Origin of the sequence: Nocardia sp. NPDC005746 (assembly GCF_040630785.1) — a bacterium.
Classification (GTDB): domain Bacteria; phylum Actinomycetota; class Actinomycetes; order Mycobacteriales; family Mycobacteriaceae; genus Nocardia.
Genome location: NZ_JBEXYE010000011.1, coordinates 240,304 through 262,614 on the forward strand (window position 1 = coordinate 240,304; position 22,311 = coordinate 262,614).

Below are 22,311 nucleotides of genomic sequence, written 5' to 3' on the forward strand. Positions count from 1 at the left end.
AAATCGGTGAGCGGCGGCGGTCCCTCAGCGCCCTGCCGAGAGGGACTGGATCAGGGGCGCGATGACCGAGCTGCCGGTGTGGGCCAAGCCGCTGCCGGTTCCGATCAGTCCCGCGCCGCTGCAATCACCGTGCGGCGGCTCCGGTGCGGGACCCGGCGTGGTGGCGGCGACCACGGTCACCGTCACGTCCGAGGACTCGATGCCCTGCTGCACGGTGATCTTGTGAGTGCCGGTGGTGGCCGGAACCCAGTTGAGGTAGGCCCCGCCGCCACCGAGGGTCCCTTGGCCGCTGGGCGTGGGGGTATGGCCGATGCACTGCCCGTTGTCGTAGAAGTACACATCGACGCTCCCGTACAGGCCGTCGTTGACCGGCGACCAGATCATGTACGTATCGCCGACGTGGTAGGACGTCACGCAGGTCGGCCCGGGGCAGCCACCGACCTGGATCGGGCCGACCTCTGCCGCCTCGGCGGGCGCGGCCAGCGCGCTGATGGTCGCGGCCAGGGCCAGAGTGGTTGCGCCCCAGCGGATGTGGCGCAGGGTACGTGGTGTGATGTGCATGCGTGGACTCCTGGTTCGAACCCCGGTCTCGGGGTCGACAGAATCTAACGCGCACCAAATATGGAAGCCGTTCATTTCAGAAAACAGCTGTGCCCCGACTTCTCAGGGCCGCAGTGCTGGGGTCAGGCCTTCGGGTAGAGCGCGTCGCTCAACCGTGGCACCGCCAGGGCTCCGACTTCGACGAGGCCGTCCGCGCCCGCCGCGACCGCCGCCCACCCAACTTCCTGGACTGAGCGACGGCCGGATCCCTCGGCTCCCTGCCGAGCCGAGGGACGGATCACCGGCGGCTGGCGCTACCGGTCGGGAACAGCTGCGAGCTGCCCGAGCTGGGACCGATGACGATCTTGGGGAGCGCCGCGCTGCCGGAGATCGTGCCGTCCCCGTGGCAAGCGGCCTGCGCGGGCGGCGTGACGCTGGTCGAACCTGGCGGCGCGGCGACGACGGTCACGGTGGTGTCGGCGAAGTCGGAGCCCTGAACCACGCGGATCTTGTGCGTTCCCGGGGTGGCCGGAACCCAGGTGATGTGCGTGTAGTTGTGGATCCCGTCGATGTCGGTCGCCGTGGTGCCCGCGACGCACGCTCCGTTGTCGAAGGCATCCACGAAGGTGTTGGTCTGCACCCCGTCCCATCCGTAGGAGATCCCGTACGACGTAGAAATCGTGTAGGCCTGTCCCACGACATACGACCCCGGTGTCACGCATGGTGTCGATGCCACCGGGTCCGACGGACAAGCCAGCACCCGCACCGGACCGACGTCCGCCGCGGCGCTGGGCGCGGTCAGCGCGGTGACCGTAGCGCCGATTACCAAAGTCGTTGCGCCCCAGCCGATATGTCGCAGGGTCCGGTTCTTGTTCGCCATTCGTGAGCTCCTTCTGCATCCCCTGGGTGTGGGGTCGGCAGAATCTATCCCGCGCGCCCTAGGCGATGAGAAGGAAGCGGAAAACCGATGTGCCCCAACTTCTTTGGGCCACAGGGCCGGGGGCGGGGAGGCGGCTCGGCCGCGGCCGCCGCTACGCCTTCGGGTAGAGGGCTTCGCTGAGGCGCGGCACGGTCAGGGCGCGCTGCCAGGGGCGGGCGCCGCCGGCGGACAGGAAGTCCTCGATGAGGGTCGGGGCCTCGCCGTTGGTGACGGATTTGGGGAGGCCGTCCCAGCACATGCGGCGGAGCAGGTCGGGGGTGAGGAGGTTCTCGACGGGGACCGCGACCTCGGTGGAGAGTTCGGTCATGGCGGCGCGGGCGCGTTGCAGGCGGGCGGCGGCGGCCGGGTCGCGGCGTTCCCAGCGGTTGACCGGGGGCGGCCCGTCGAAGGGCTGGGTGAGCGGGGGGAGCTCGGTGTCGGGGAGGGCGCGGGCGCGTTCGACGGCGCCGAGCCATTCGCGGGAGTAGCGGCGCTGGCGGGGGCCGCCGAAGATCGGCAGGGCGCGCAGGGCGGCGATGGTCTTGGGCTCGCTGGTGGCGGCGGAGACGATGGCCGAGTCGGGGAGGATGCGGGCCGGGGCCACGTCGCGCAGGCGGGCCAGGCGGTCGCGGGTCGTCCATAGTTCGCGGACGATGGCGAGCTGGCGGGTGCGGCGCAGGGTGTGGATGCCGGAGGTGCGCCGCCAGCGGTCGGCCTTGGGGCCGGCGGGCTCGGCGGTGCGGACATGCTCGAATTCCTGTGCGGCCCACTCGGATTTGCCCTGGTCGGACAGGTCGGCGGCGACGGCGGCGCGCAGTTCGAGCAGTAACTCGACGTCGAGGGCGGCGTAGTTCAGCCAGTCGTCGGGCAGCGGGCGGGTGGACCAGTCGGCCGCGCCGTGGCCCTTCTTCAGTTCGCGGCCCAGCAGCTTCTCCACCATGGCGGCCAGCCCGACCCGCTCGTATCCGGCCAGGCGTCCGCCCAGTTCGGTGTCGAACAGTTCGGCCGGGTACAGCCCCAGCTCGGCGAGCCCGGGCAGGTCCTGGTCGGCGGAGTGCAGCACCCATTCCAGGCCGTTGATGGCGTCCGCGAGCGGGGCCAGGTCGCCGTCGACCGGGATGGGGTCGATGAGGAAGCTCCCGGCGCCCTCGCGGCGCAGCTGGATCAGGTAGGCGCGATTGGAGTAGCGGAAGCCGGAGGCACGCTCGGCGTCGACCGCGAGCGGGCCGGTGCCGGCGGCGAGGCGGCGGGCGGCCGCGGCTACTTCGGCGGCAGAGTCCAGTACCGGCGGTACACCGTCCACTGGCGCGAGCAACGGTACCGCGGCAGTGGCTTCGGGTTCATCTGGTACGGACATGGTCTTGAACTCTACGGGTTGGGCAAGGGCGAGCCGCGTCACGTCGGTGAAACGACCGGCCGTGACACTGCGTCGGGCCATGGGGAATCGTACTCACCGGCTGTCGATTTCGTTGCAGTACAGATGTTCTCGCAGGCGAGAGGGGGTTTCCCGCCCCGACGGGCGGGAATTCGGCGATCGGTGGGCGCGACCGGGGCCGCAATTACTCGGTGCCCTCGCCCCGGCGCACGTCCAGACGGGTGACCCCGGCGGGCGGCAGCCCGGCCGCGTAGGCCAGCACCTCGCAGAACGCCTCCACGTGCGGGCGCAGGTTGGTGTCGGTGACGGTCCAGGAGGCCCGTACCTCGAGCTGGTGGGCGCGCGGCGGCCCGGCGATGTCGCCGTAGCGGACCGAGCTGGTGGCGGTCACCGTGCCGCCCAGGGCGGTGAACGGGGTGCGCGAGTCGAGCGCGTCGACCAGCCAGCTCCACGCCACCTCGGGCAGCAGGGGGTCGGCGGCGAGGGCGGAGTCGATATCGGCCTGGCAGTACGCGACCAAGCGGAACACGCCGTGCCAGGCGTCCTGCCCGGCCGGGTCGTGCAGCAGGATCAGGCGGCCGAACGCGTCGCCGTCGGAGTCGACGGGCACCACATTGCTGTCGGGTCGCGTGACTTCCGCGCCGAGGGCGTAGGAGTACGGCGCCAGGCGCTGGGGCGGGCGGATCGGTGCGAGTTCGATGCGGGGATGCACTGATGCGGTTCCCATGGCCTCGACCGCGGCGCGGAACCGGGCTGGTTCTTCGGGCTCCGGGGTCGGGGCAGCGCCATCGCGGAAGTCGAGCGGTGTCACGAAACGCAACCGTAGACCTCTCGGGCACCCAGCAGTGCGAGGCGCGCCGCCGCGCCCCTTTACGATGGGCGGCGATGACTACTCACGCCCGCCGCCAGCTGACCGATGCCCCGTTCCTCGCCGCCGCCACCGGTGGCGTGCCGCATCGGCGTCCGGTGTGGTTCATGCGACAGGCCGGTCGGTCCCTCCCCGAGTACCGGGAGGTGCGTGCCGGAATCGGCATGCTGGAATCGTGTTTCGACCCGGAACTGGTGTGTGAGATCACCATGCAGCCGGTCCGCCGCCATCAGGTCGACGCGGCAATCCTGTTCTCCGACATCGTGGTTCCGCTCAAGGCCGCGGGCATCGACCTCGACATCGTGGCCGGTGTCGGCCCCGTCGTGGCCGACCCGGTGCGCACCGTCGCCGACGTGCGCGCCCTGCCGCGGCTGCGCCCCGAGGACGTGGGCGCGGTCACCGCGGGCGTGAAGCTGCTGCTCGACGCCCTGGGCGAGACCCCGCTCATCGGATTCGCCGGTGCCCCGTTCACTTTGGCGTCGTACCTGGTCGAGGGCGGGCCCAGCAAGAACCACGAGCGCACCAAGGCGATGATGCTCGCCGATCCCGACACCTGGCACCAGCTGCTGGGCGTGCTCACCGACATCACCATCGAATTCCTGCGCGCGCAGATCGCCGCGGGCGTGGACGCGGTGCAGCTGTTCGACTCGTGGGCGGGCGCGCTGTCGCTGGCCCAGTACCGCGAATACGTTATGCCGCACTCGGAACGGGTCTTCACCGAGATCGCCGACGCCGGCGTGCCGCGCATCCACTTCGGTGTCGGCACCGGAGAACTGCTGGGCGCCATGGGCGAAGCGGGCGCCGATGTGGTCGGCGTCGACTGGCGGATCCCGCTGAACGAGGCCGCCCGCCGTGTCGGCCCCGGAAAAGCTTTGCAGGGCAACCTGGATCCGGCCGTCCTCTTCTCCGGACCGGCGGCCATCGACGCCGAGGTCCGCCGCATCGCCCGCGAGGCCGACGAGGCGATCACCCTCGGTGCGAAGGGTCACATCTTCAACCTGGGCCACGGCGTCCTCCCCAACACCGACCCGTCGGTCATCACCGACACCGTCGCCCTGATCCACAGCCTCCCCACCCCGCTCTGACGCCGGCGGCGCGGGCCTGAGTGCTGCTCTCGGGCGGCGCGGGCGCGGCACCCACGAGCGTGTGGGCGAGCCGGTCCGGCCGCTGTCGCCATACGCCGTCGTCGTGTCGAAGATCCGTCCGGCGAGATCGCTCGGGCGTGCTCGTACGGTCACAGCGGGCCGGTCGGGTGGATGATCCGTCGGACGCTCCCGCGCGATGACGAGGCCCGGTCCTGGTTGGCGCGTACGGGTCCGCCAGGGCACGGGAACAGGCTCGCGGACGTGGCACCGACGCGGGGCGGGCCGGGCGGCGGGAGTAGGTTTGGCGTCGGAGCGGCTCGACGTCGAGGTCCGGGTCGCGCGCTGCGAGCCGTGTGTTCGCGGCGGTGACGAGCGGACGAGGAGTGGTCGATGCGGGTCGCGGTGGTCGGTGGCGGGATCAGCGGGCTGGTGGCCGCGTACCGGCTGCGGCAGGCCCTGGGGGAGTCGGCGGAACTGGTGCTCGTCGAGGAGCGCGACCGCGTCGGGGGGATTCTGCGGACCGTCGACATCGACGGGGACCCGGTGGATCTGGGGGCCGAGGCGTTCGTGGGACGACGGCCCGAGATCCCCGAATTGATGCGGGAATTGGGGATCGAGGATCAGCTCGTGTTCCCGGCCGGGAAGCGGCCCCTGGTGTGGTCGGAGGGGACCGGGCATCGCCTGCCCGAACGCACCCTGATGGGCATCCCCGCCACACCGGAATCGCTTGCGGGGCTGGTGGATGCGGACACCCTGGCCCAGGTCGAGGCGGAGCCCTCGCGGCCGCTGCGCTGGAAGCCGGGCGCGGATGTCTCGGTGGGGGACCTGGTCGGTGACCGTTTCGGCGAGCAGGTGGTGCGTCGCAGCGTCGACCCGCTGCTCGGCGGAGTCTATGCGGGCCTGGCGAATTCGATCGGCGTGCGCGCCGCCCTGCCCACCCTGGCCGCGGCCCTGGATCGGGGCGCGACCAGCCTGACCCAGGCCGTCTCCGCGGCCCTCCCGCCCCCGAGCACCGCCCCGGTGTTCGGCGGCATCCGTGACGGCTACCGCGTCCTGCTCGACGCCCTGCGCGCCGCCGCCGACGTGAAGTCCGAAACCGGCACCGCCGCAACCCGTCTCACCCGCACCGCGACCGGCTGGCAGCTGGACCCGATCGGCGAGGTGGACGCGGTCGTGCTCGCGACCCCCGCCCCCGTGACCGCGCGCCTCCTGCGCGAGGTGGCCCCCGACGCCGCCGACCTGGCCGCCGGTATCGAACTCGCCTCCTCGGCCGTGGTCGCCCTGGCCCTCCCCGCCGACACGGCTCTGCCGGACAACTCCGGCATTCTCGTCGCCACCGGTGAACCCTTGCGCGCCAAGGCCTTCACCCTCTCCAGTCGCAAATGGCCCCACCTCGCCACCCGGGAGGTGGCCCTGGTCCGCGCCTCCTTCGGCCGCTTCGGCGACGACTCCACCCAGTCCTGGTCCGACGCCGCCCTCACCACCGCCGCCGTCGAGGACCTCGCCACCGTCACCGGCGCCGACATCCGCCCCCTGCACGCGGTCGTCCAACGCTGGCCCGGCGGCCTGCCGCAGTACGCCCCCGGCCACGTCACCCGCATCCTCGACCTGCGTTCCACCACAACGGATCTCCCCGGCCTGGCCCTCGCGGGCGCCTACCTCGACGGCGTCGGTGTCCCGGCCTGCGCCGCCAGCGGCAGCAAGGCCGCCGCCCGCATCGCCGCCCACCTGGCCTGAGGCGCGCCCTGATCCTCGGCGGCTGGATCCCCGCTCGGCCGTACCGGCGCGCCGCTGAGAATGGCCTGCGCCACTGGATATCCGCCGAGCGCGCCCGGTGGTGCGCCGGCGGTGTCAGCGCCGGTCGAATGTCATCATGCGACGAGGTCGGCCGGGTCGGTGTTCGCGCCGCACACGACGACCGCCACCTTCTCGCCGGGCGAGGGGACGTAGGCGCCGGAGTGCAGCGCGGCCAGGGCGGTCGCGGCGCCGTGTTCGACGGCGAGTCGCCGAGTGTCCCACAGGGTTTGGCGGGCGGAGGCGATCTGCTCGTCGGTGACCAGGACCGACCGGACGTCGCCTGCGGCGGCGGCGGACAGGGCGATGGGGGTGACGCGGCGCGCGCCCAGGGAGTCGGCGGCGACGGAGTCGATGTCGACGTCGACGGGTGCCCCGGCGGCGAGGGCGGCGTTGAAGGCGCGGCAGTTCTCGGGTTCGACGGCGACCACCCGCACGCCGTGATGGTTGGCGGACACCGTGATTCCGGCGAGCAGCCCGCCTCCACCGACCGCGACCAGCACGGTGTCGAGGTCCGGGAGCTGGGCGATGATCTCCTCCAGGAGCGTCCCCGCGCCCGCCGCGATGTACGGGTCGTCGTAGGCGTGGGAGCGTAGCGCCCCGCTGACCGCCGCGAACCGCTCGCATTCGGCGGCCGCCTCGGCGTATCCGCCGTTGCCGCACAGCACCTGCGCGCCGTGTGTCCGGAGTCGAGCCAGTTTGACGGCGGGGGTGGCGTCGGGCAGGAACACCGTGGCGCTGGAGTCCACCAGTCGCGCCGCCCACGCTCCCGCCACGCCCGCGTTCCCGCCGGAGGCCAGGGTGATGCCGACCCTCGGCAGCAGACCCTGCGCCCGGTGCGCCAGCACGAAATTCGCGGCTCCCCGCGCCTTGAAACTGCCCGTGTACTGCATGTGTTCGAGCGCCAGCCAGATGTCCCCGGCCACCGGCACCGTCTCGGTGTCCGCCCGGGCCAGCACGACGGGCCGGGTGTGTCCGGCGATCCGTTCGGCCGCGGCTGTCACGTCGGCATGGGTCAACTGCACGTGCGCTCTTTTCGCTCGATCTGGTCGGATTTGCGGTCGGGCACGTCGTTCCGCGCGCACGGCCTGCGGGAACCCCCGGGCCGATCGACCCCCTTGTTACACTGTAACTTACGATGGATATATGCCCAGGAACTCCCAGTCGCTGGCCGAGGCGACTCCCGAGGCGATCGCCCGCGCGGGGCTGGAGATCATCGAATCCCGAGGCGCGAGCGAGCTGAGTTTCCGCACCATCGCCGCGCATCTGCGGGTCTCGCACACTACCGTGGTGCGCCGCGGCGGCGGCGATTTCAGCGGCCTGGTCGAACTCGTGGCGGACGTCCTGGCCCTGGACCTACCCGAGGTTGCGCCCGGCTCCGGCGACTGGTCGGAGTCCACCGAGCGCCGTTTCTCGGCCTGGTACGACCTGCTCACCGCCTATCCGGGCCTGATCATGCTGCGCGGCCCGCGCCCGTGGGTGGGCAGGCGCATCCTGGCCCGGCTCACCGAACCGCAACTGGCCGACAACATCTCGCTCGGCCTGACCCCGGAGCAGTCGTTCTTCGCCTACCGCGAGTGCTACCTCTACACGCTGGGCTGCGCGAGCCTGGTCGAGTTCCGCGACCGCAAACCCACCCAGCTCGCCACCCGGGGCCGTCTGGCCGCCCTGGATCCCGATGAATTCCCGATCATGACAACCCATCTGGACACCGTCACCGAATTGCTCACCAGTGACGCCGTCTTCCATGACGGCCTGCGCCGCATGATCGCCTCCTGGGCGGCTACCGCCCGCTGAATCCGCTGTCCGTCCTGCCCGATTCCGGGCCGTCGGAGGTGCAGTGGCACGATGGGGGCCATGGCGCGACTCGACTTCAAGGCCCTCAACGACACCATCCGCTACCTCATGTTCTCGGTGTTCCAGGTGGAGCCCGGCGAGCTCGGTGAGAACCGGGCGGCGGCGATCAAGGAGGCCACGGCCTTCTTCGAGTCGCTCGAGGAGCGCGGTGTCGTGGTGCGCGGCATCTACGACGTCGCCGGTCTGCGCGCCGACGCCGACTTCATGATCTGGTGGCACGCGGAGAAGATCGAGGATCTGCAGGCCGCGTACTCCGATTTCCGTCGTGTCACCGAGCTGGGCCAGATCTCGAACCCGGTGTGGAGCCAGGCCGCCCTGCACCGCCCGGCCGAGTTCAACAAGTCCCACATCCCCGCGTTCCTGGCGGGCGAGGAGGCGGGCAACTACATCTGCGTGTACCCGTTCGTGCGCTCCTACGACTGGTACCTGCTGCCCGACGAGGAGCGTCGCAAGATGCTCGCCGACCACGGCAAGGCCGCCCGTGACTACCCGGACGTGCGCGCCAATACGGTCGCGTCCTTCGCCCTGGGCGACTACGAGTGGATTCTCGCGTTCGAGGCCCCGGAGCTGCACCGCATCGTGGACCTGATGCGCGATCTGCGCGCCACCGAGGCGCGCCGGCATGTGCGCGAGGAGATTCCGTTCTTCACCGGTCCGCGCGTGGAGCTCGAGCAGCTGATCAACGCGCTGCCCTGACGTGTTCGGCGGGTTGCCGCGGCGGTTGTTGCCGCACGGTAACCCGCTGCCTGCCCGCAGAATTCGGGGCATGCGCGACATCGGGCCCGCCCCATAGAGTTTCTGCGACCCGATCCGCCTGTGCCGCCCGAGGGGTGTGGCCCGCGCGGCGTCGGTTCGACGCGGTAGCGCTTGTTTGCGGGCGCGGGACACCCCTCGCCCTCGAACACGTGCTCCCCGCGGCACATCGCGACTGGCCGGGCTCGAGAAGCCACATCCGGCAGTTGCCGGTCGATAGCCTCAATGGGTGGACACCCTCGACTCCGCGATCGTCGACAGCAATGACGCCTTCAAGGTGCGCGATCGCGTTCCGCGGCGGCCCCGCGTACCTGGTGCGGTCGCTGGGCGTCTTCTTCGACACGCTGCTGATCTGCTCGATCACCGCGTTCATCATCCTCACCACGAATCCGGAGTTGTCGGAGCGCCGCGGCGCCGACCTCACCCAGAGCGCGCTCGAGGACACCCGCGGCGCGTGGTCGGGTCACGCGTTGACGGTGATCGTGGCGATGCTCGTGTTCGGTTCCCTGATCGGCAATTACTACTACGGGGAGGCCGATGTCGAATTCCTGACCACCAGCCGGCCGGTGCTGCCCGGTTATCGAATGCTGGTGCTGCTGGCCGTATTCGGCGGTGCGCTGGGGTCACTGACCCTGGTGTGGAATCTCGCCGATGTGTTCATGGGCGTGATGGCGCTGGTCAATCTGGCCGCGATCATTCCGCTGTCCGCCATCGCGTTCCGGCTCCTGGACGACTATCAGCGGCGGCGGCGGGCCGGGAAAGATCCGGTATATGTGCACAACTCGGATATAGCGGACCCGTCGGGTGTCGAATGCTGGCAGGACTCGCCGATGCGGCAGTCGGTATTGGAGCCCGACAGACTACTGTGAGCGCGTTCGATTGGTCTGCAAGTTTGTCTCTACCGACATCGGAGGGCTTTGCATGGCGAAAGAATTGACGCAACTCGAGCTGCTGACCGAATTGGAACCGGTCGTCGGCCAGAATATCGATCGGCACCTTGCCATCGCCAAGGAGTGGAATCCGCACGATTACATTCCGTGGGACGAGGGCTACAACTTCGCCGCGATGGGCGGAACCGATTGGGAGCCCGGGCAATCCAGGCTCTCGGAGGTCGCCAAGGTCGCGATGATCACCAATCTGCTCACCGAGGACAATCTTCCGTCCTACCACCGCACCATCGCCGAGAACTTCTCGATGGACGGCGCGTGGGGCACCTGGGTGGGCCGCTGGACGGCCGAGGAGAACCGCCACGGCATCGCCATGCGCGACTACCTGGTCGTCACCCGTGCGGTCGATCCGGTGGCGCTCGAGCACGACCGGATGGTGCACATGACCCGCGGCGTGCACGCGCCCCAGGGCTTCGGCGGGGTGATGGACCAGGTCGCCTATGTCACCTTCCAGGAGCTCGCCACCCGCGTCAGCCACCGCAGCACCGGCCGCGTGTGCGAAGACCCGGTCTGTGACCGCCTGCTCGCCCGCATCGCCGCGGACGAGAACCTGCACATGATCTTCTACCGCAATGTCGCGGGGGCCGCGATCGACCTCGCCCCGGATCAGGCCATCGAATGCATCAACTCGGTGGTGATGAACTTCGCGATGCCGGGCCACGGCATGCCGAACTGGCGTCGCAACGGCGTACTCATGGTCAAGCACGGCATCTACGACTTACGGCAGCACCTCGACGAGGTCCTGTGGCCCGTGCTGAAGATCTGGAAGATCTTCGAGCGCGACGACTTCACCGCGCGCGGCGAGAAGGCCCGGGAGGAACTGGGCCTGTACATGGAGAACCTCGAGAAGGACGTCATCCGTTTCGAGGAACAGCGGGCCCGCATCCTGGCGCGGGAAGCGGCCAAGGCCGAGAGCAGTCTCGCCGCCAGCCGGTGAGTTCAGCTGGTGGAGCCCTCCGCGGGCTGCAGTCGCAGTGAGAGGGAGTTGATGCAGTAGCGCTTGTCCGTGGGCGTGGGGTAACCCTCGCCCTCGAACACGTGCCCCAGGTGACTGTGGCAGTTGGCGCACAGCACCTCGACGCGCCGCATGCCCAGAGAGTCGTCCTCCACCAGCACCACCGCGTCCGACTCGGCCGGGTCGAAGAACGACGGCCAGCCGCAGTGCGAATGGAATTTCTCGGTGCTGCGGAACAATTCGGCCCCGCAGGCCCGGCAGGAGTAGACGCCCTCGGTCTCGGTGTCGGTGTATTCGCCCGTGAACGCCCGCTCGGTGCCCGCTTCGCGCAGGACGCGGTATTCGTCGGGGGTCAGTTTGGTGCGCCATTCCTGCGGGGTGAGCTGGATGCGCGGGACCGGCAGGGCGGTCGGGGTGGGTTCGGCGTCGGAACTCATGGCTCCACGCTAGTACGCCGCGCCCGCCTTGGTCCGTGGCGCGACGACCGGTTCCGGTTCGGTGGCGACCCACTCGGGGTGCATCCAGGCCGGGTCCAGGGACTTGCCGACCCGCAGCCGGCCCTCGCGCTTGGCGGCCAGGTAGCGATCACCGAGGACGCAGAACGCGACGATGAGCAGCAGGCCCCAGCCGAAGGTGGTGCGCAGGTACTCGACCACGCGGCCGGGGTGCTGCCAGCGGTCGGAGAGCCACTTGTCGTAGGACATGAACCCGAACACCGCGACCCACGCGGGCCAGTTGCGCATCACCGAGTTGGGGAGCACCACGGTCATCAGCAGCGGGAACAGGTACATCGAGTAGTACATCTGGCCCAGCGAGCCGAGCAGCAGGGTCGCGGTGATCATGATGCCCGCCGAGGTGCACACGAAGAACACCTCGTCCTCGCGGTAGTAGCGGTACAACAGCCACAGGGTGAGCGCCACGATGGCGGCCATGGCGATCCGGATGACCCAGACCAGCCAGTCGGCGACGCCGTAGTAGGCGCCGTTGCCGACGATCGCGCTGTTGAAGTAGTCGCGCGACTCGGTCAGGTAGGGCAGCGTGTGCGACCAGAACTGGTCGAAGTCGACGATCAGCGGCCACGCGATCAGATTGAGCGCGACCGGGATTCCGAGCGCGGTGATGAACACCTTCCACTGCCCGCGGGCCAGCGCGATCAGCAGCAGCGGCGCCAGCAGCGGCCCCTTGACCGCGATCGCCAGGCCGAGCGCCACGCCCGCCCACAGGTCTTGGCGCTTCAGGATCAGGTGGATGAACACCATCATCGACAGGAACAGGCAACCGTTGACGTTGGTGAACACCAGCGTGTTCGTGACCGTCTCGGAGGCGAACATGCCCAGCAGCAGCGCGGGCGCGGCCACCGACTTCAGCGAGTAGTCGAACAGCTTGAGCAGCAGGTACCAGGCCAGCAGGATCGCGATCGCGTTGACCAGGATGAACCCCCACCGCGACTTCTCCGGGTCCAGGATGGCCAGCGGCGAGATCAGCAGCGTCCCGCTCGGCGGGTACAGGTAGTGGGGGTCGGTGGTGTCGTAGTTCTCACCGTAGATGGCGTGGTGGTTGAGGAACGCCAGCGAGGCGTTGTACACCGGACGGAAGTCGTCGGTGATGAACCCGTTGACAGCCTTGATGAACACCCGGTTCAGCACCGTGAGTATCGCGAACGGCCACAGGGCGAAGTTCAGTACTTCGGATGTGGTGCGAGCGGTGCGGGGCTCGAGCTGGCGAAGGAACACTCGGGCACGGTACACCGAATCCCCGCGTCACACATGCGCCGACTCCCCCGCCTCCCCGAATATTCAGCGGGCGGCTCGGGTCCCGTCGCCGGTTTCGCATCCGTGCCGGCGGCTGGGAGCCGAACCGATTCTGGGCGTACCCGGGGAGTTACCCCGACCGTTGCGAGATCAGTGGTCGCGTTGGCCTACGGAGGGACAGCTCGACGCAGCCATCGTCGCGAAGGTCGGCCTTGCCGGACCAGGGTGTCGGCCGCCGCTGAGGGACAGCCGCCGGGTCGTCGCCGGCGCGGTCGGCCCTGGTCGATGGAGGTTGCCGGTCCCTGTTCTCGAGCCCGCGAAGGCGCGCGGCCGCGGTGTCAGGCGGGGCACGCGGTGCCGTCGGCGGGGAGCTTTCCTTCCTTCAGGTAGTCGGCGAGGGACTGCTGGGCGCAGCCGGAGTGGGCGAAGGTCGGGTGGCCCCAGCCCTGCCAGACGACGGTGGCGGTGCGGGCTCCCGCGGTGCCGAGGGCACCGGTCACGGTGGGGCGCCCGTCCTGGCCGGTGACCGGGTCGGCGCTGCCGCCGATGACCAGCACCGGAAGGGTGAGCTTGTCGGGCAGTGCCATGGGGGTGGCGGCGGGCCAGGCCGAGCAGGCCATCAGGTCGATGGCCGCGACCTTGCCGAACACCGGATAGTGGGTGGCCCAAGCGGTTTCGAGTTCCTTGGCCTTGCCAGGGGTGGAGGGCTCGTGATTGTCGGTGCAGCGGTTGACGAATTCGCCGTCGGTGGCGATCGCGGCGGTGGCGCGCAGCACGAACGGGGTGATCGGGCCGCGGTCGCCCTTGCCGAGGGCGGTCAGGGCGTCGGCGAATTCGGTGATCTGCTGGTTGCCCTGGGCGCGGGAGTCGCCGAGGTAACCACTCAGCGTGGTCACGAACGCGGAGGCGGACAGATCGGGCAGCTGCCCGGCGGCGGCCCGGTTGGCGAGGTCGACGACCGTCGCGCGCGGATCGGTGCCGAGCGAGCAGTTCAGGGAGGCGCAACGCTGCGCGTAGGCGGTGAGCGCGGCCTCCTGGCCCTTCACCTTCTGCTCGGCGCGCCCATTGGCGTCGAGCCCGACGGCCTGGGGTGAGTCGAGGATCAGACGGCCCAGTTTCGGTCCGTACTTGCGCGCGTAGTTCAGCGCCACGTTCGCGCCGGTGCCGGTGCCCAGCAGCGCGATGTGGTCGACCTGCAACTGCTTGCGCAGCTGTTCGATGTCGTCGGCGGCGTGCGGCGCGTCGTAGAGGCCCTGGCCCGGGGCCAGGAAGTCCAGGCAGGCCACGGTGGCCTCGCGGCCGGCGGTGGCCATGGCGTCCACGGGATCGGTTGTGCCGCGCGTGAATTGGGCCTGGTCGGCCAGCACCCGGCGTTGCGGGTCGGTCATGCAGCTGACCGGCACCGAGCTGCCGATGCCGCGCCGGTCCACCGCGATGATGGGCCGCGCGGCCAGCAGCGCGCTGGCGGGCCCGGCCGCGAGTCCGGCCAGGGTGGAGGTGGAGGACCGGTCGGATCCGGAGGTCAGCACCAGCGGCGCCACGTCCTTGGGTGTCCGGTCGTAGCGGGCGCGCATCACCGCGTTCTTGAAGATGCCCGACACATTGCCCGCGATATCGATCTGCGCGGTGTACTCGGCGCATTCGAGCACCAGACCCTGCGGCGGCGCGCCGAGCGAGAGCAGGCTGAACGTCGGTGCGGTGCAGTCCTTCCACTGCAATTCCGCCTTGGGCACCTCGGGTGTGGGCGGGGGCGTGTCGGCGGGCGCGGTGGTGGGGGCGTTTCCGGCCTGGTGCGGGTGTTCCACGGCGACGGCGGGCCGGTTGGACGGCCCGGCCCCGCAGGCGGTGGTCACCAATACCGTCAGTGTCGACGCCAGCAGAGCGGCCCGAGTCCAGCGCATGCGCTACAGCCTGCCAGGTCGGGCACGCGGTTTCAGCCTCGGGTGCGGGCGCGTTGGCCATCGGATGCAATCCGCGTCGGGTACGGGATGCAATCCGCGTCGGGTGCGGGATGCGATCCGGGTGCGGGCACGGATGGGTTCTGTGAGCTGAATCGCATTCGGCACATGCTGCATAAAGCCCCACGTGGGCCCGGATCTACGCTGACGCAGTGCAGAAACGCCTCGTCGACAGCCACCCGGAGGTTCCGGCCGACCAGCTCGTGGCCCAGATGGTTCCGCCGCCCACCTTCGACGAGGTGAGCTTCGGTTCCTACATCCCGGATCCCAAGGAACCGTCGCAGGCCGCGGCCGTGCTGAAGGCCGAACTGTTCGCCGATCAGGTCACCAAGCTGCGCAAGGCCGCGGACAAGAAGAGCCTGTTCGGCAAGAAGAAGCCGGTGCAGGGCATCGGCCTGTATCTCGACGGCGGCTTCGGTGTGGGCAAGACCCACCTGCTGGCCTCGATCTTCCACAGCGTGCCGAACCCGAAGTCGTTCGGCACCTTCGGTGAGCTCACCAATCTGGTTGGCGCGCTGGGCTTCAACAACGCGGTGGAGCGGCTGTCGGCCAACAGCGTGCTGTGCATCGACGAGTTCGAGCTCGACGATCCGGGCGACACCATGCTGGTCTCGCGGCTGCTGACCGAGCTGACCGCGCGTGGCGTGTCGGTGGTGGCGACCTCCAACACCCTGCCGGGCCAGCTGGGCGAGGGCCGTTTCGCGGCGCAGGACTTCCTGCGCGAGATCAAGAAGCTGGGTTCGCTGTTCGAGCCGATCCGCGTGGACGGCCCCGACTACCGGCACCGCGATCTGCCGCCCGCCCCGGAGCCGACCTCGCAGGAGCTGCTGGTCGAACGGGCCGCGGCCACACCGGATTCCACGCTCGACAACTACGACGAGCTGCTGAAGCACCTGAGCACCCTGCACCCGTCGCGTTACGGCGCGCTGATCGACGGCGTGTCGGCGGTCTACATCTCGGGCGTGCACCCGGTCACCGATCAGGCCGTGGCGTTGCGCATCGTGGTGCTCGCCGACCGGCTCTACGACGCCGGGACCCCGGTGACGGTGTCGGGCGCGAAGCTGGACGAGATCTTCACCCAGGAGATGCTCGACGGCGGCTACCGCAAGAAGTACCTGCGCGCGATCTCGCGTCTGCTGGCGCTGTCGCGTTTCGAGGCTCCGGCGCACGCCTGATCCGATTCCGGTGGGCTCGGGATTTCCAGGGGAGATCCCGGGCTTGCGCACCCCGGTGGCTCTCATAGTTTGCGCGGGTAATAAGTTTCGGTGGTCAGCCAAAACCGGGCCGAAGACGGTTTTCGGCCCCGGAAGGGAGAACCACCTTGCGTAAACGTGCTGTTCAGGCCGCCGCGGCGGTCACCATCGCCCTGTCCGCGAGCCTCGGTTCGGTGGCGCCCGCCTTCGCCGCCGACCCGCCGGCCGTCACCAGCAGCGTGCTGGTCAACACCGACAGCCGGGCCCTCGGCCTGACCGGTGTGCTCAATGTCCGGGACGCGGGCGGCTACCGCACCACCGACGGCCACAGCGTGCGCACCGGCCTGGTCTTCCGTACCGGCGAGCTGAGCAAGGCCGCCGACGCCGATCTGGCGAAACTCGCCGCCGGCAATGTGGTCTCCATCCACGACCTGCGCACCGGCTACGAGCAGTTGATGGGTCGGGACAAGGTGCCCGCCGGGGCCACCGAGCACCACGACGACATCATCGGCCAGGCCCCGCCGCAGGTGATGGCCTCGACCCTGTCCGCGGGCACCGATCTGTACCGCGCCTTCATCACCGCGCCCGGCGCGAACGAGGGTTTCGCGAACGTGCTGCGCGACATCGCCTACAACCCGGGCGGCGTGCTGTTCCACTGCACCGCGGGCAAGGACCGCACCGGCTGGACCTCGGCGGTGCTGCTGACCCTCCTGGGCGTGGACAAGGACACGGTCTACTACGACTACCTGCTGTCGAACTACTACCGCGGCGCCAAGGACGGCGACATGCTCAACGGCGTGACCGCCTCGGCGCTGGACTCGGCCTTCGACCAGGCGACCAAGAGCTACGGCAGCTTCGACGGCTACGTGCGCGACGGGCTGAAGCTGACCGACGCGGACATCGCCGCGCTGAAGGTGAAACTGCTGGCCTGACAAGGCGTTTCACACTTCGAGAGCAGTACGGTCGAGCGCTGGGCGGGTGATCCCGCCCGGCGCTCGCCGTCTGTGATCCACATCAAAGTGGTTGACGACCCCGCCGCGTCACCGCTACCGTTCGAGTCCTCATGGGTTTCGGTTTCCTTTTCTTGTGATCGCGTCGCGGCGTTGAGCACCTGCTCCGCCGCGACTCCCTCCCCACGCGTATCCGCTGGTCAGCGGCTCGTATTCGCCTGTCGGCGATCGATTCTCGCGTGGGTTCCCCAACGATCCGGCTCGTGCGCGAGCCAGAACAGGAGACCCCTGTGCTTACCCTCCAACCCTCCGCGGTATCCCAGCTGAGCCTGTCCGGCGTCACCAAGCGCTACGCCGATCGCGTGGTGCTCGACGAGGTGAGCCTGTCCATCCGGCCCGGTGAGAAGGTCGGCATCGTCGGCGACAACGGGGCCGGGAAGTCGACTCTGTTGCGGTTCATCGCCGGTCGTGACCTGCCCGACAACGGTGATGTCGTCGTGCGGGCGGCGGGCGGTATCGGCTACCTGGCGCAAACCTTGGAGCTCCCGCCCACCGCGACCGTCGCCGATGCGATCGACTTGGCGCTCAGCGATTTTCGGGACCTGGAGTCCCGGATGCGCACGGCCGAAGCCGATCTCGTCGCCCCGGGTCCGCTCGGCAAGCGGCTCGACGCGTACACCGATCTGGTGGCCCGCTTCGAGGCGCGTGGCGGCTACACCGTCGACGCCCGGGTGGACGCGGCCCTGCACGGCCTCGGCCTGCCGGACCTGGACCGAAATCGATTGCTGGGCACGCTGTCCGGCGGTCAGCGGCGGCGGCTGGCGCTGGCGGCCACCCTGGCCTCGTCGCCGGAACTGCTGCTGCTCGACGAGCCCGCCAACGACCTCGACGACAGCGCGGTCGAATGGCTGGAACGTCACCTGCGGGAGCATTCCGGCACGGTGGTCGCGGTGACCCACGACCGCGTCTTCCTCGAGCGCATCACCAAGATCGTGCTCGAGGTGGACGCGGGCGCTGTCACCCGCCACGGCAACGGCTACGCCGGCTACCTCACCGCCAAGGCCGCCGAACGCCACCGCCGGCAACAGGAGCACGACCGCTGGCGTGCCGAACTGTCCCGCAACCGCCGCCTCGCGGATTCGAATGTCGCACGCCTGGACGCGATTCCGCGCAAGCTCCCTCTGGCGGTCTTCGCCGCGGGTCCCTTCCGGACCCGCAGCCGCGGCCACGGCGCGCAATCCCGCATCCGCAACGCCAAGGAAAGGGTGTCCCGCCTGACGACGAATCCCATCGCCCCACCCCCGGATCCACTCCGCTTCACCGCCGATCTCGCCCTCCCGGGTGCGCCGGCCGCGCCGCAGCCGCAGGAGGCGGTGCTGCCGGCGGGGTCCGTGCTGCCGCGGGAGTCTGTGCTGCCGGTTGATCCGGCGGCGTCGCAGGAGCCGGTGTCGTCGGTAGATCCGGTGGTGCTGCAAGAGTCCGTGGCGTCACCGGATCCAGCGGTGCCGCAGCAGTCCCTGGCGTCGTTCGATCCAGCGGTGTCGCAGGAAGCGGCGCGGGCACGCGGCGCTGCGGCGCTGCCGGGTCGGGCGCTGCCACCGGTCGCTGAGGTGAGTTCGGTTGTGGTGCAGGGCCGCCTGCGCCTGGACGGGCTGCGGATCGGCGCGGCCGATCGTCTGCTGGTGACCGGGCCCAATGGCGCGGGCAAGACCACGCTGCTGCGGCTGCTGGCCGGTGAGCTGGCCGCCGACTCGGGCCTGGTCACGGTCCGCGGCCGGGTCGGGCATCTGCGGCAGGAGGACACGGCGGGTCCGGCGGCTCGAACGGTGCTGGAGGCGTTCGCGTCCGGCCGTACCGGCTATCCGGACGAGCATGCCGACACGCTGCTGGCACTGGGCCTGTTCCGCCCGGCCGACCTGGGCCTGCGGCTGGGCGAGCTGTCCTACGGTCAGCGGCGCCGCGTCGAATTGGCTCGGCTGGTCACCGATCCGGTGGATCTGCTCCTGCTCGACGAGCCGACCAACCACCTGTCCCCGAGCCTGGTCGAGGATCTGGAACAGGCGCTGGACGGCTACACCGGCGCGGTGGTCCTGGTCACCCACGACCGCCGTATGCGGCAGCGGTTCCGGGGCCGCCACGTCGAATTGGTCACGGGCGATACCGAATCGGCGGTTACCGGTACGGGCGCCGCTCGCGGGCGGCGGGTCAGAACCGGTGCAGCATGACGTAGTCGTGGTGGAGCCGGCTCCCGACGGTGAAGGTCTTGGTGCCCGCCACGGTGAAGCCGTGTTTGGTGTAGAAGCGCTGGGCGCGCACGTTCTCCTGGTTCACGCCCAGCCACACCGCGATGTCGCCGGCGGTGCGCGCCGTCTCCAGGGCGGCGCGCATCAGGGCCGCGGACACCCCGTTGCCGTGCTGGCCCGGCAGCACGTACATCTTGCTGAGCTCGGTCACCGGGCGATGTGTGACGACGGCTGCGACGTCGGGGTTCGCGGGCGGCATCGCGTTGAGCAGCGCGTAGCCGACGATCTTCTCGTCCAGGACCGCCTTGAGCACCGACCGCTCCCCGTCGTCGTGGTACTCGCGGAACCGGTCCGCCGACAGCACCTCGGCGATGAACGCCGCCATGTCCTCCGGTGTCGATCCGGGCGGGCAGGCCAGCGGGAAGGTCACGGCGGCCACGGCGGCAAGCTCGTCGGCATCGTCCGCGACCGCCGGTTCGATTGCTACGGCGTCGCTCATGCGTCCAGTCAAGCAGGCTCCGCCGCGGGTTCGGTGGGCGAGGGGGCGGTGGTGGCGCGCGGGTGGAAGACGCGGGCGAACCCGATCAGCAGCACCGCGAATGCGAGCGGAATCGCGAATCCGGCCCGCATGTTCACGGCGTCGGCGAGCACGCCCACCACCGCGCCGCCGACCAGGGTGCCCGCGTAGTTGAACAGGTTGAGCCGCGCGATGAGCGCGTCGAGGTCGCGGCCACTGGTGAGTTGCCCGGCTTCGCTGAAGCACAACGGCGCGATCACCGGCAAGCCGATTCCGGCGACCAGGAATCCGAGGATCGCCACCGCCGGTCCCGGCGCGGACACCACGATCACCAGGCCGATCGAGCCGACCGCGGCGGCGGTCCGCACCACGGTGCGCGGGCCGAAGCGGCGCACCCACAGGTCGCCGGTCAGGCGGCCGAGCATCGAAGCGCCCTGATAGGCGGCCAGTGCGAGCGCGGCGGTCCGGGAGGACGACAGCAGTTCGTCCTTCAGGTACAGCGCCGACCAGTTGCCGACCGCGAGGTCGATGGCGAAGGCGAGTGCGATCACCGTGCCGAAGATCCAGAAGATGCGCACTGGCACCGAACTGGTCGTTTCCTGTTCGGCCGGACCGGCTTCGGCCTCGTCGGTGCCCAGCAGGCGCGGCCCGGCGGCCAGGCACCCGGCCAGCACCACCGCTGCGGCGATCAGGATGGAGATCGTCAGCGGCACGTGCAGCGTCTCGAACGCCGATACCAGCAGCGCGCCCGCGATCGATCCCGCGCTCCAGGCCGCGTAGAACGAGACGAGCACGAAGCGGCCATAGCCGTGCTGAATGAACACCGCCTGCATGTTCGTTCCGGCGTCGACGATGCCCAGTGCGATGCCGTACACCGCGAGCGCCGCGAAGAGCGCGATCTTGTTCGGCGAAACCGCGATCGCCACGCCCGCCACCGCGATCAATGCCAGCCCGATCCGCAGCGCGGTCCGGCTCGACCAGCGCAGCGCGATCCGCTCGGCGGTGATGCTGCCGGCCCCGGCGAGCAGCGAGATCATCGCGACCGAGGCCACGATCAGGCCGTCGGTGAGCCCGAATTTGTCCTTCTGCTGCGGAAGTTCGGTGAGGATGACGGCCAGGAAGAACCCCTGCAGCGCGAACGCCACCGAGTTGGCGGCGCGCGCCGCCCTCAGGGTGGGGTGTAGTGCGCTGAGCTGCGGGTTCGGGGACTGCGGCGGGAGCATTTCGAAAGAGTAGCGGCGGGGGCGTGAGCGGGCATCCCGGACAGCGCCGGGGGCATCGCGGACGGACCGATCGGGGCGTGGCCGGTCACGACTATGGTCATGGCGTGAAGATCGGTCTCGGCATTGCGGTCGACGGTTACGAACCGCGACGCGCTTGATCACACGCGGCTCGCGGTTGCGTAACGAATCTGGTCGCTTTGCTGCCGGTAGGTGCATGCGCTGCGGCACTCTGGAAGTGACAGCTAGGGCTGGTGGTTTCCGATGAGGCGGGAGCGGCCCCTGCGGTGAGTGTGGTGGCTGGGGTGATCTTGTGAGCATGAGGCGAGCGGATGGTCCGCGCGACCGGGCGGTGGCTCTGGCCGACCCGGTCTTGCGCGTGAATCCCGCGGCGGCGGTATCGGATTCGCCGGCCGCGGCGGGTAAGGGTCGTGCCGCGGGCAAGGGTCATGCGGCGGGGGAGCGGTGCCGGGAATCCGACTGCGCGGACTGCCGTCAGGATGTACGACGGCTGGAGTTCTGGTTGCGCGGGCAGCTGCTCGCGGCCGGAGCCGAGGAGGTGCGCCTGGGTACGATGGTCGGCGCGCATACCGTGGATGTGTTGTGGCGCAAGGGTGATCGCACCTGTGCCATCGAGGTATCCAGTGCGCCACCGGAATTGACGCGTGCCCGGTTGATCACGGCCGAGCTGCGGACCGGCGGGTGCGGTGAAGTCCTCTGGATCTGCCCCCCGGGGTTCTGGACCGCGCAGCTGCCCGCGCTGGGCCTCGACGATTTCGCGGCTGAGGGCCGCGAGTACCGGGTGACCGGCGGGTTGCTGACCGCCGGGCCGGGCGGTGTAGTGTCGGCCCGCCAAACCTCATGCGAACTGGACGAATTCGTGACGGGCTGGGTGGCCGCCGAGATAGCGTTCGGCTGCCGTGACGAACACACGGGAGGATGGGCGACAGTGACCGACTGGGAGCGCCACACCCGCACGCAGGCCGCGGTCATCGCACGCCAGCGTCAGGAACTCACCAATCAGCGCACCGCGCTGGCGCTGGCCCGCAAGGCCACCCGCGACAAGTCCAAACAGCTGCTGCGCCTGACCCACCGCCTGGAGCGCGCCGAGATCGCGGCTCAGCAGCAGGCCGACGACCTGGCTCAGACCCGTCGCCGCATCGCCGACCACAATCGTGTGGACGCCACCTTGCGCTTGACGGTCGCGGCCCAGAAGTCGGCGATCATGCACTGGCAGCTGATCACCTGGTTCGCGGTCATGGTGATCGTGACGTTCATCGCCGCGGGACTCGTCCTGAAGTAGACGATCGCGTTCGAATTTCCCTCCCCCTTCAACGTATATCGCAGTGGGGGGCTTGCGGCAAGGCCCCGGGTATACCGCAGAAT

The 22,311-nt window shown here is 69.8% G+C and carries 20 protein-coding genes; 10 read left to right on the forward strand and 10 right to left on the reverse strand.

What is annotated here, in order from left to right; translation table 11 throughout:
- Nucleotides 1–24 precede the first annotated feature (24 nt).
- From ABZ412_RS22385 to ABZ412_RS22400, 4 genes are all read right to left on the reverse strand, one after another.
- Nucleotides 25–561, reverse strand: coding sequence for a hypothetical protein (locus ABZ412_RS22385; protein WP_357283130.1), 537 nt, complete (start codon nucleotides 559–561; stop codon nucleotides 25–27).
- 277 nt (nucleotides 562–838) lie between these two features.
- Complete coding sequence (locus ABZ412_RS22390; RefSeq protein WP_357283131.1) at nucleotides 839–1,420, reverse strand: hypothetical protein; 582 nt, start codon at nucleotides 1,418–1,420, stop codon at nucleotides 839–841.
- A 151-nt stretch (nucleotides 1,421–1,571) separates the two neighbouring features.
- Nucleotides 1,572–2,816, reverse strand: a complete 1,245-nt coding sequence (locus ABZ412_RS22395) for a ribonuclease D (RefSeq protein WP_357283132.1) — start codon at nucleotides 2,814–2,816, stop codon at nucleotides 1,572–1,574.
- Between the two features lie 202 nt (nucleotides 2,817–3,018).
- Nucleotides 3,019–3,645, reverse strand: a complete 627-nt coding sequence (locus ABZ412_RS22400) for a DUF3000 domain-containing protein (RefSeq protein ID WP_357093771.1) — start codon at nucleotides 3,643–3,645, stop codon at nucleotides 3,019–3,021.
- A 74-nt stretch (nucleotides 3,646–3,719) separates the two neighbouring features.
- Between ABZ412_RS22400 and hemE the strand changes: the two genes are divergently transcribed.
- The gene (gene hemE / locus ABZ412_RS22405; RefSeq protein ID WP_357283133.1) at nucleotides 3,720–4,787 is read left to right on the forward strand and encodes a uroporphyrinogen decarboxylase; all 1,068 of its coding nucleotides are present in this window, start codon (nucleotides 3,720–3,722) and stop codon (nucleotides 4,785–4,787) included.
- Between the two features lie 390 nt (nucleotides 4,788–5,177).
- A complete protein-coding gene (locus ABZ412_RS22410; protein ID WP_357283134.1) occupies nucleotides 5,178–6,524 on the forward strand; it encodes a protoporphyrinogen oxidase in 1,347 nt (448 codons plus the stop codon).
- A gap of 134 nt (nucleotides 6,525–6,658) precedes the next feature.
- Here ABZ412_RS22410 and ABZ412_RS22415 read toward each other — a convergent pair whose 3' ends face one another.
- Complete coding sequence (locus tag ABZ412_RS22415) at nucleotides 6,659–7,606, reverse strand: serine/threonine dehydratase (protein ID WP_357283135.1); 948 nt, start codon at nucleotides 7,604–7,606, stop codon at nucleotides 6,659–6,661.
- Nucleotides 7,607–7,727: 121 nt separating this feature from the next.
- On the opposite strand from ABZ412_RS22415, the gene ABZ412_RS22420 reads away from it, so the two are divergent.
- The 4 genes from ABZ412_RS22420 (at nucleotide 7,728) to ABZ412_RS22435 (ending at nucleotide 11,075) form a co-directional block, all read left to right on the forward strand.
- Complete coding sequence (locus ABZ412_RS22420; protein WP_357283136.1) at nucleotides 7,728–8,378, forward strand: TetR/AcrR family transcriptional regulator C-terminal domain-containing protein; 651 nt, start codon at nucleotides 7,728–7,730, stop codon at nucleotides 8,376–8,378.
- A gap of 60 nt (nucleotides 8,379–8,438) precedes the next feature.
- On the forward strand, nucleotides 8,439–9,134 hold the full coding sequence (gene hemQ / locus ABZ412_RS22425) for a hydrogen peroxide-dependent heme synthase (protein WP_357283138.1): 696 nt from the start codon (nucleotides 8,439–8,441) through the stop codon (nucleotides 9,132–9,134).
- Between the two features lie 320 nt (nucleotides 9,135–9,454).
- Entirely contained in the window at nucleotides 9,455–10,060 is a 606-nt protein-coding gene (locus ABZ412_RS22430; protein WP_357283139.1) for an alanine:cation symporter family protein, read from the forward strand.
- 52 nt (nucleotides 10,061–10,112) lie between these two features.
- Nucleotides 10,113–11,075, forward strand: coding sequence for an acyl-ACP desaturase (locus ABZ412_RS22435; protein WP_357283141.1), 963 nt, complete (start codon nucleotides 10,113–10,115; stop codon nucleotides 11,073–11,075).
- Nucleotides 11,076–11,077: 2 nt separating this feature from the next.
- Here the strand turns inward: ABZ412_RS22435 and msrB are convergent, their stop codons facing one another.
- From msrB to ABZ412_RS22450, 3 genes are all read right to left on the reverse strand, one after another.
- Nucleotides 11,078–11,530, reverse strand: coding sequence for a peptide-methionine (R)-S-oxide reductase MsrB (gene msrB / locus ABZ412_RS22440; protein WP_357283142.1), 453 nt, complete (start codon nucleotides 11,528–11,530; stop codon nucleotides 11,078–11,080).
- A gap of 9 nt (nucleotides 11,531–11,539) precedes the next feature.
- Entirely contained in the window at nucleotides 11,540–12,826 is a 1,287-nt protein-coding gene (locus ABZ412_RS22445; RefSeq protein ID WP_357283144.1) for a glycosyltransferase family 87 protein, read from the reverse strand.
- A gap of 356 nt (nucleotides 12,827–13,182) precedes the next feature.
- Complete coding sequence (locus ABZ412_RS22450; RefSeq protein WP_357283145.1) at nucleotides 13,183–14,745, reverse strand: alpha/beta hydrolase; 1,563 nt, start codon at nucleotides 14,743–14,745, stop codon at nucleotides 13,183–13,185.
- A 209-nt stretch (nucleotides 14,746–14,954) separates the two neighbouring features.
- On the opposite strand from ABZ412_RS22450, the gene zapE reads away from it, so the two are divergent.
- The 3 genes from zapE (at nucleotide 14,955) to ABZ412_RS22465 (ending at nucleotide 19,170) form a co-directional block, all read left to right on the forward strand.
- Nucleotides 14,955–15,977 (forward strand): cell division protein ZapE, encoded by a 1,023-nt coding sequence (zapE, locus tag ABZ412_RS22455; RefSeq protein ID WP_357283146.1) that lies wholly within the window; start codon nucleotides 14,955–14,957, stop codon nucleotides 15,975–15,977.
- A 146-nt stretch (nucleotides 15,978–16,123) separates the two neighbouring features.
- Entirely contained in the window at nucleotides 16,124–16,927 is an 804-nt protein-coding gene (locus tag ABZ412_RS22460) for a tyrosine-protein phosphatase (RefSeq protein WP_357283148.1), read from the forward strand.
- A 308-nt stretch (nucleotides 16,928–17,235) separates the two neighbouring features.
- Nucleotides 17,236–19,170, forward strand: coding sequence for an ABC-F family ATP-binding cassette domain-containing protein (locus ABZ412_RS22465; protein ID WP_357283150.1), 1,935 nt, complete (start codon nucleotides 17,236–17,238; stop codon nucleotides 19,168–19,170).
- Here the strand turns inward: ABZ412_RS22465 and ABZ412_RS22470 are convergent.
- Together ABZ412_RS22470 and ABZ412_RS22475 are read right to left on the reverse strand one after the other, a co-directional pair.
- Nucleotides 19,151–19,687: a GNAT family N-acetyltransferase gene (locus ABZ412_RS22470; RefSeq protein ID WP_357283151.1), complete on the reverse strand. Its 537-nt coding sequence runs from the start codon at nucleotides 19,685–19,687 to the stop codon at nucleotides 19,151–19,153. The two genes, ABZ412_RS22465 and ABZ412_RS22470, sit on opposite strands and share 20 nt — an antisense overlap.
- Before the next feature lie 8 nt (nucleotides 19,688–19,695).
- Nucleotides 19,696–20,928, reverse strand: a complete 1,233-nt coding sequence (locus ABZ412_RS22475) for an MFS transporter (RefSeq protein ID WP_357283153.1) — start codon at nucleotides 20,926–20,928, stop codon at nucleotides 19,696–19,698.
- Between the two features lie 316 nt (nucleotides 20,929–21,244).
- On the opposite strand from ABZ412_RS22475, the gene ABZ412_RS22480 reads away from it, so the two are divergent.
- Nucleotides 21,245–22,228, forward strand: a complete 984-nt coding sequence (locus ABZ412_RS22480) for a hypothetical protein (RefSeq protein ID WP_357283155.1) — start codon at nucleotides 21,245–21,247, stop codon at nucleotides 22,226–22,228.
- Nucleotides 22,229–22,311: the final 83 nt, after the last annotated feature.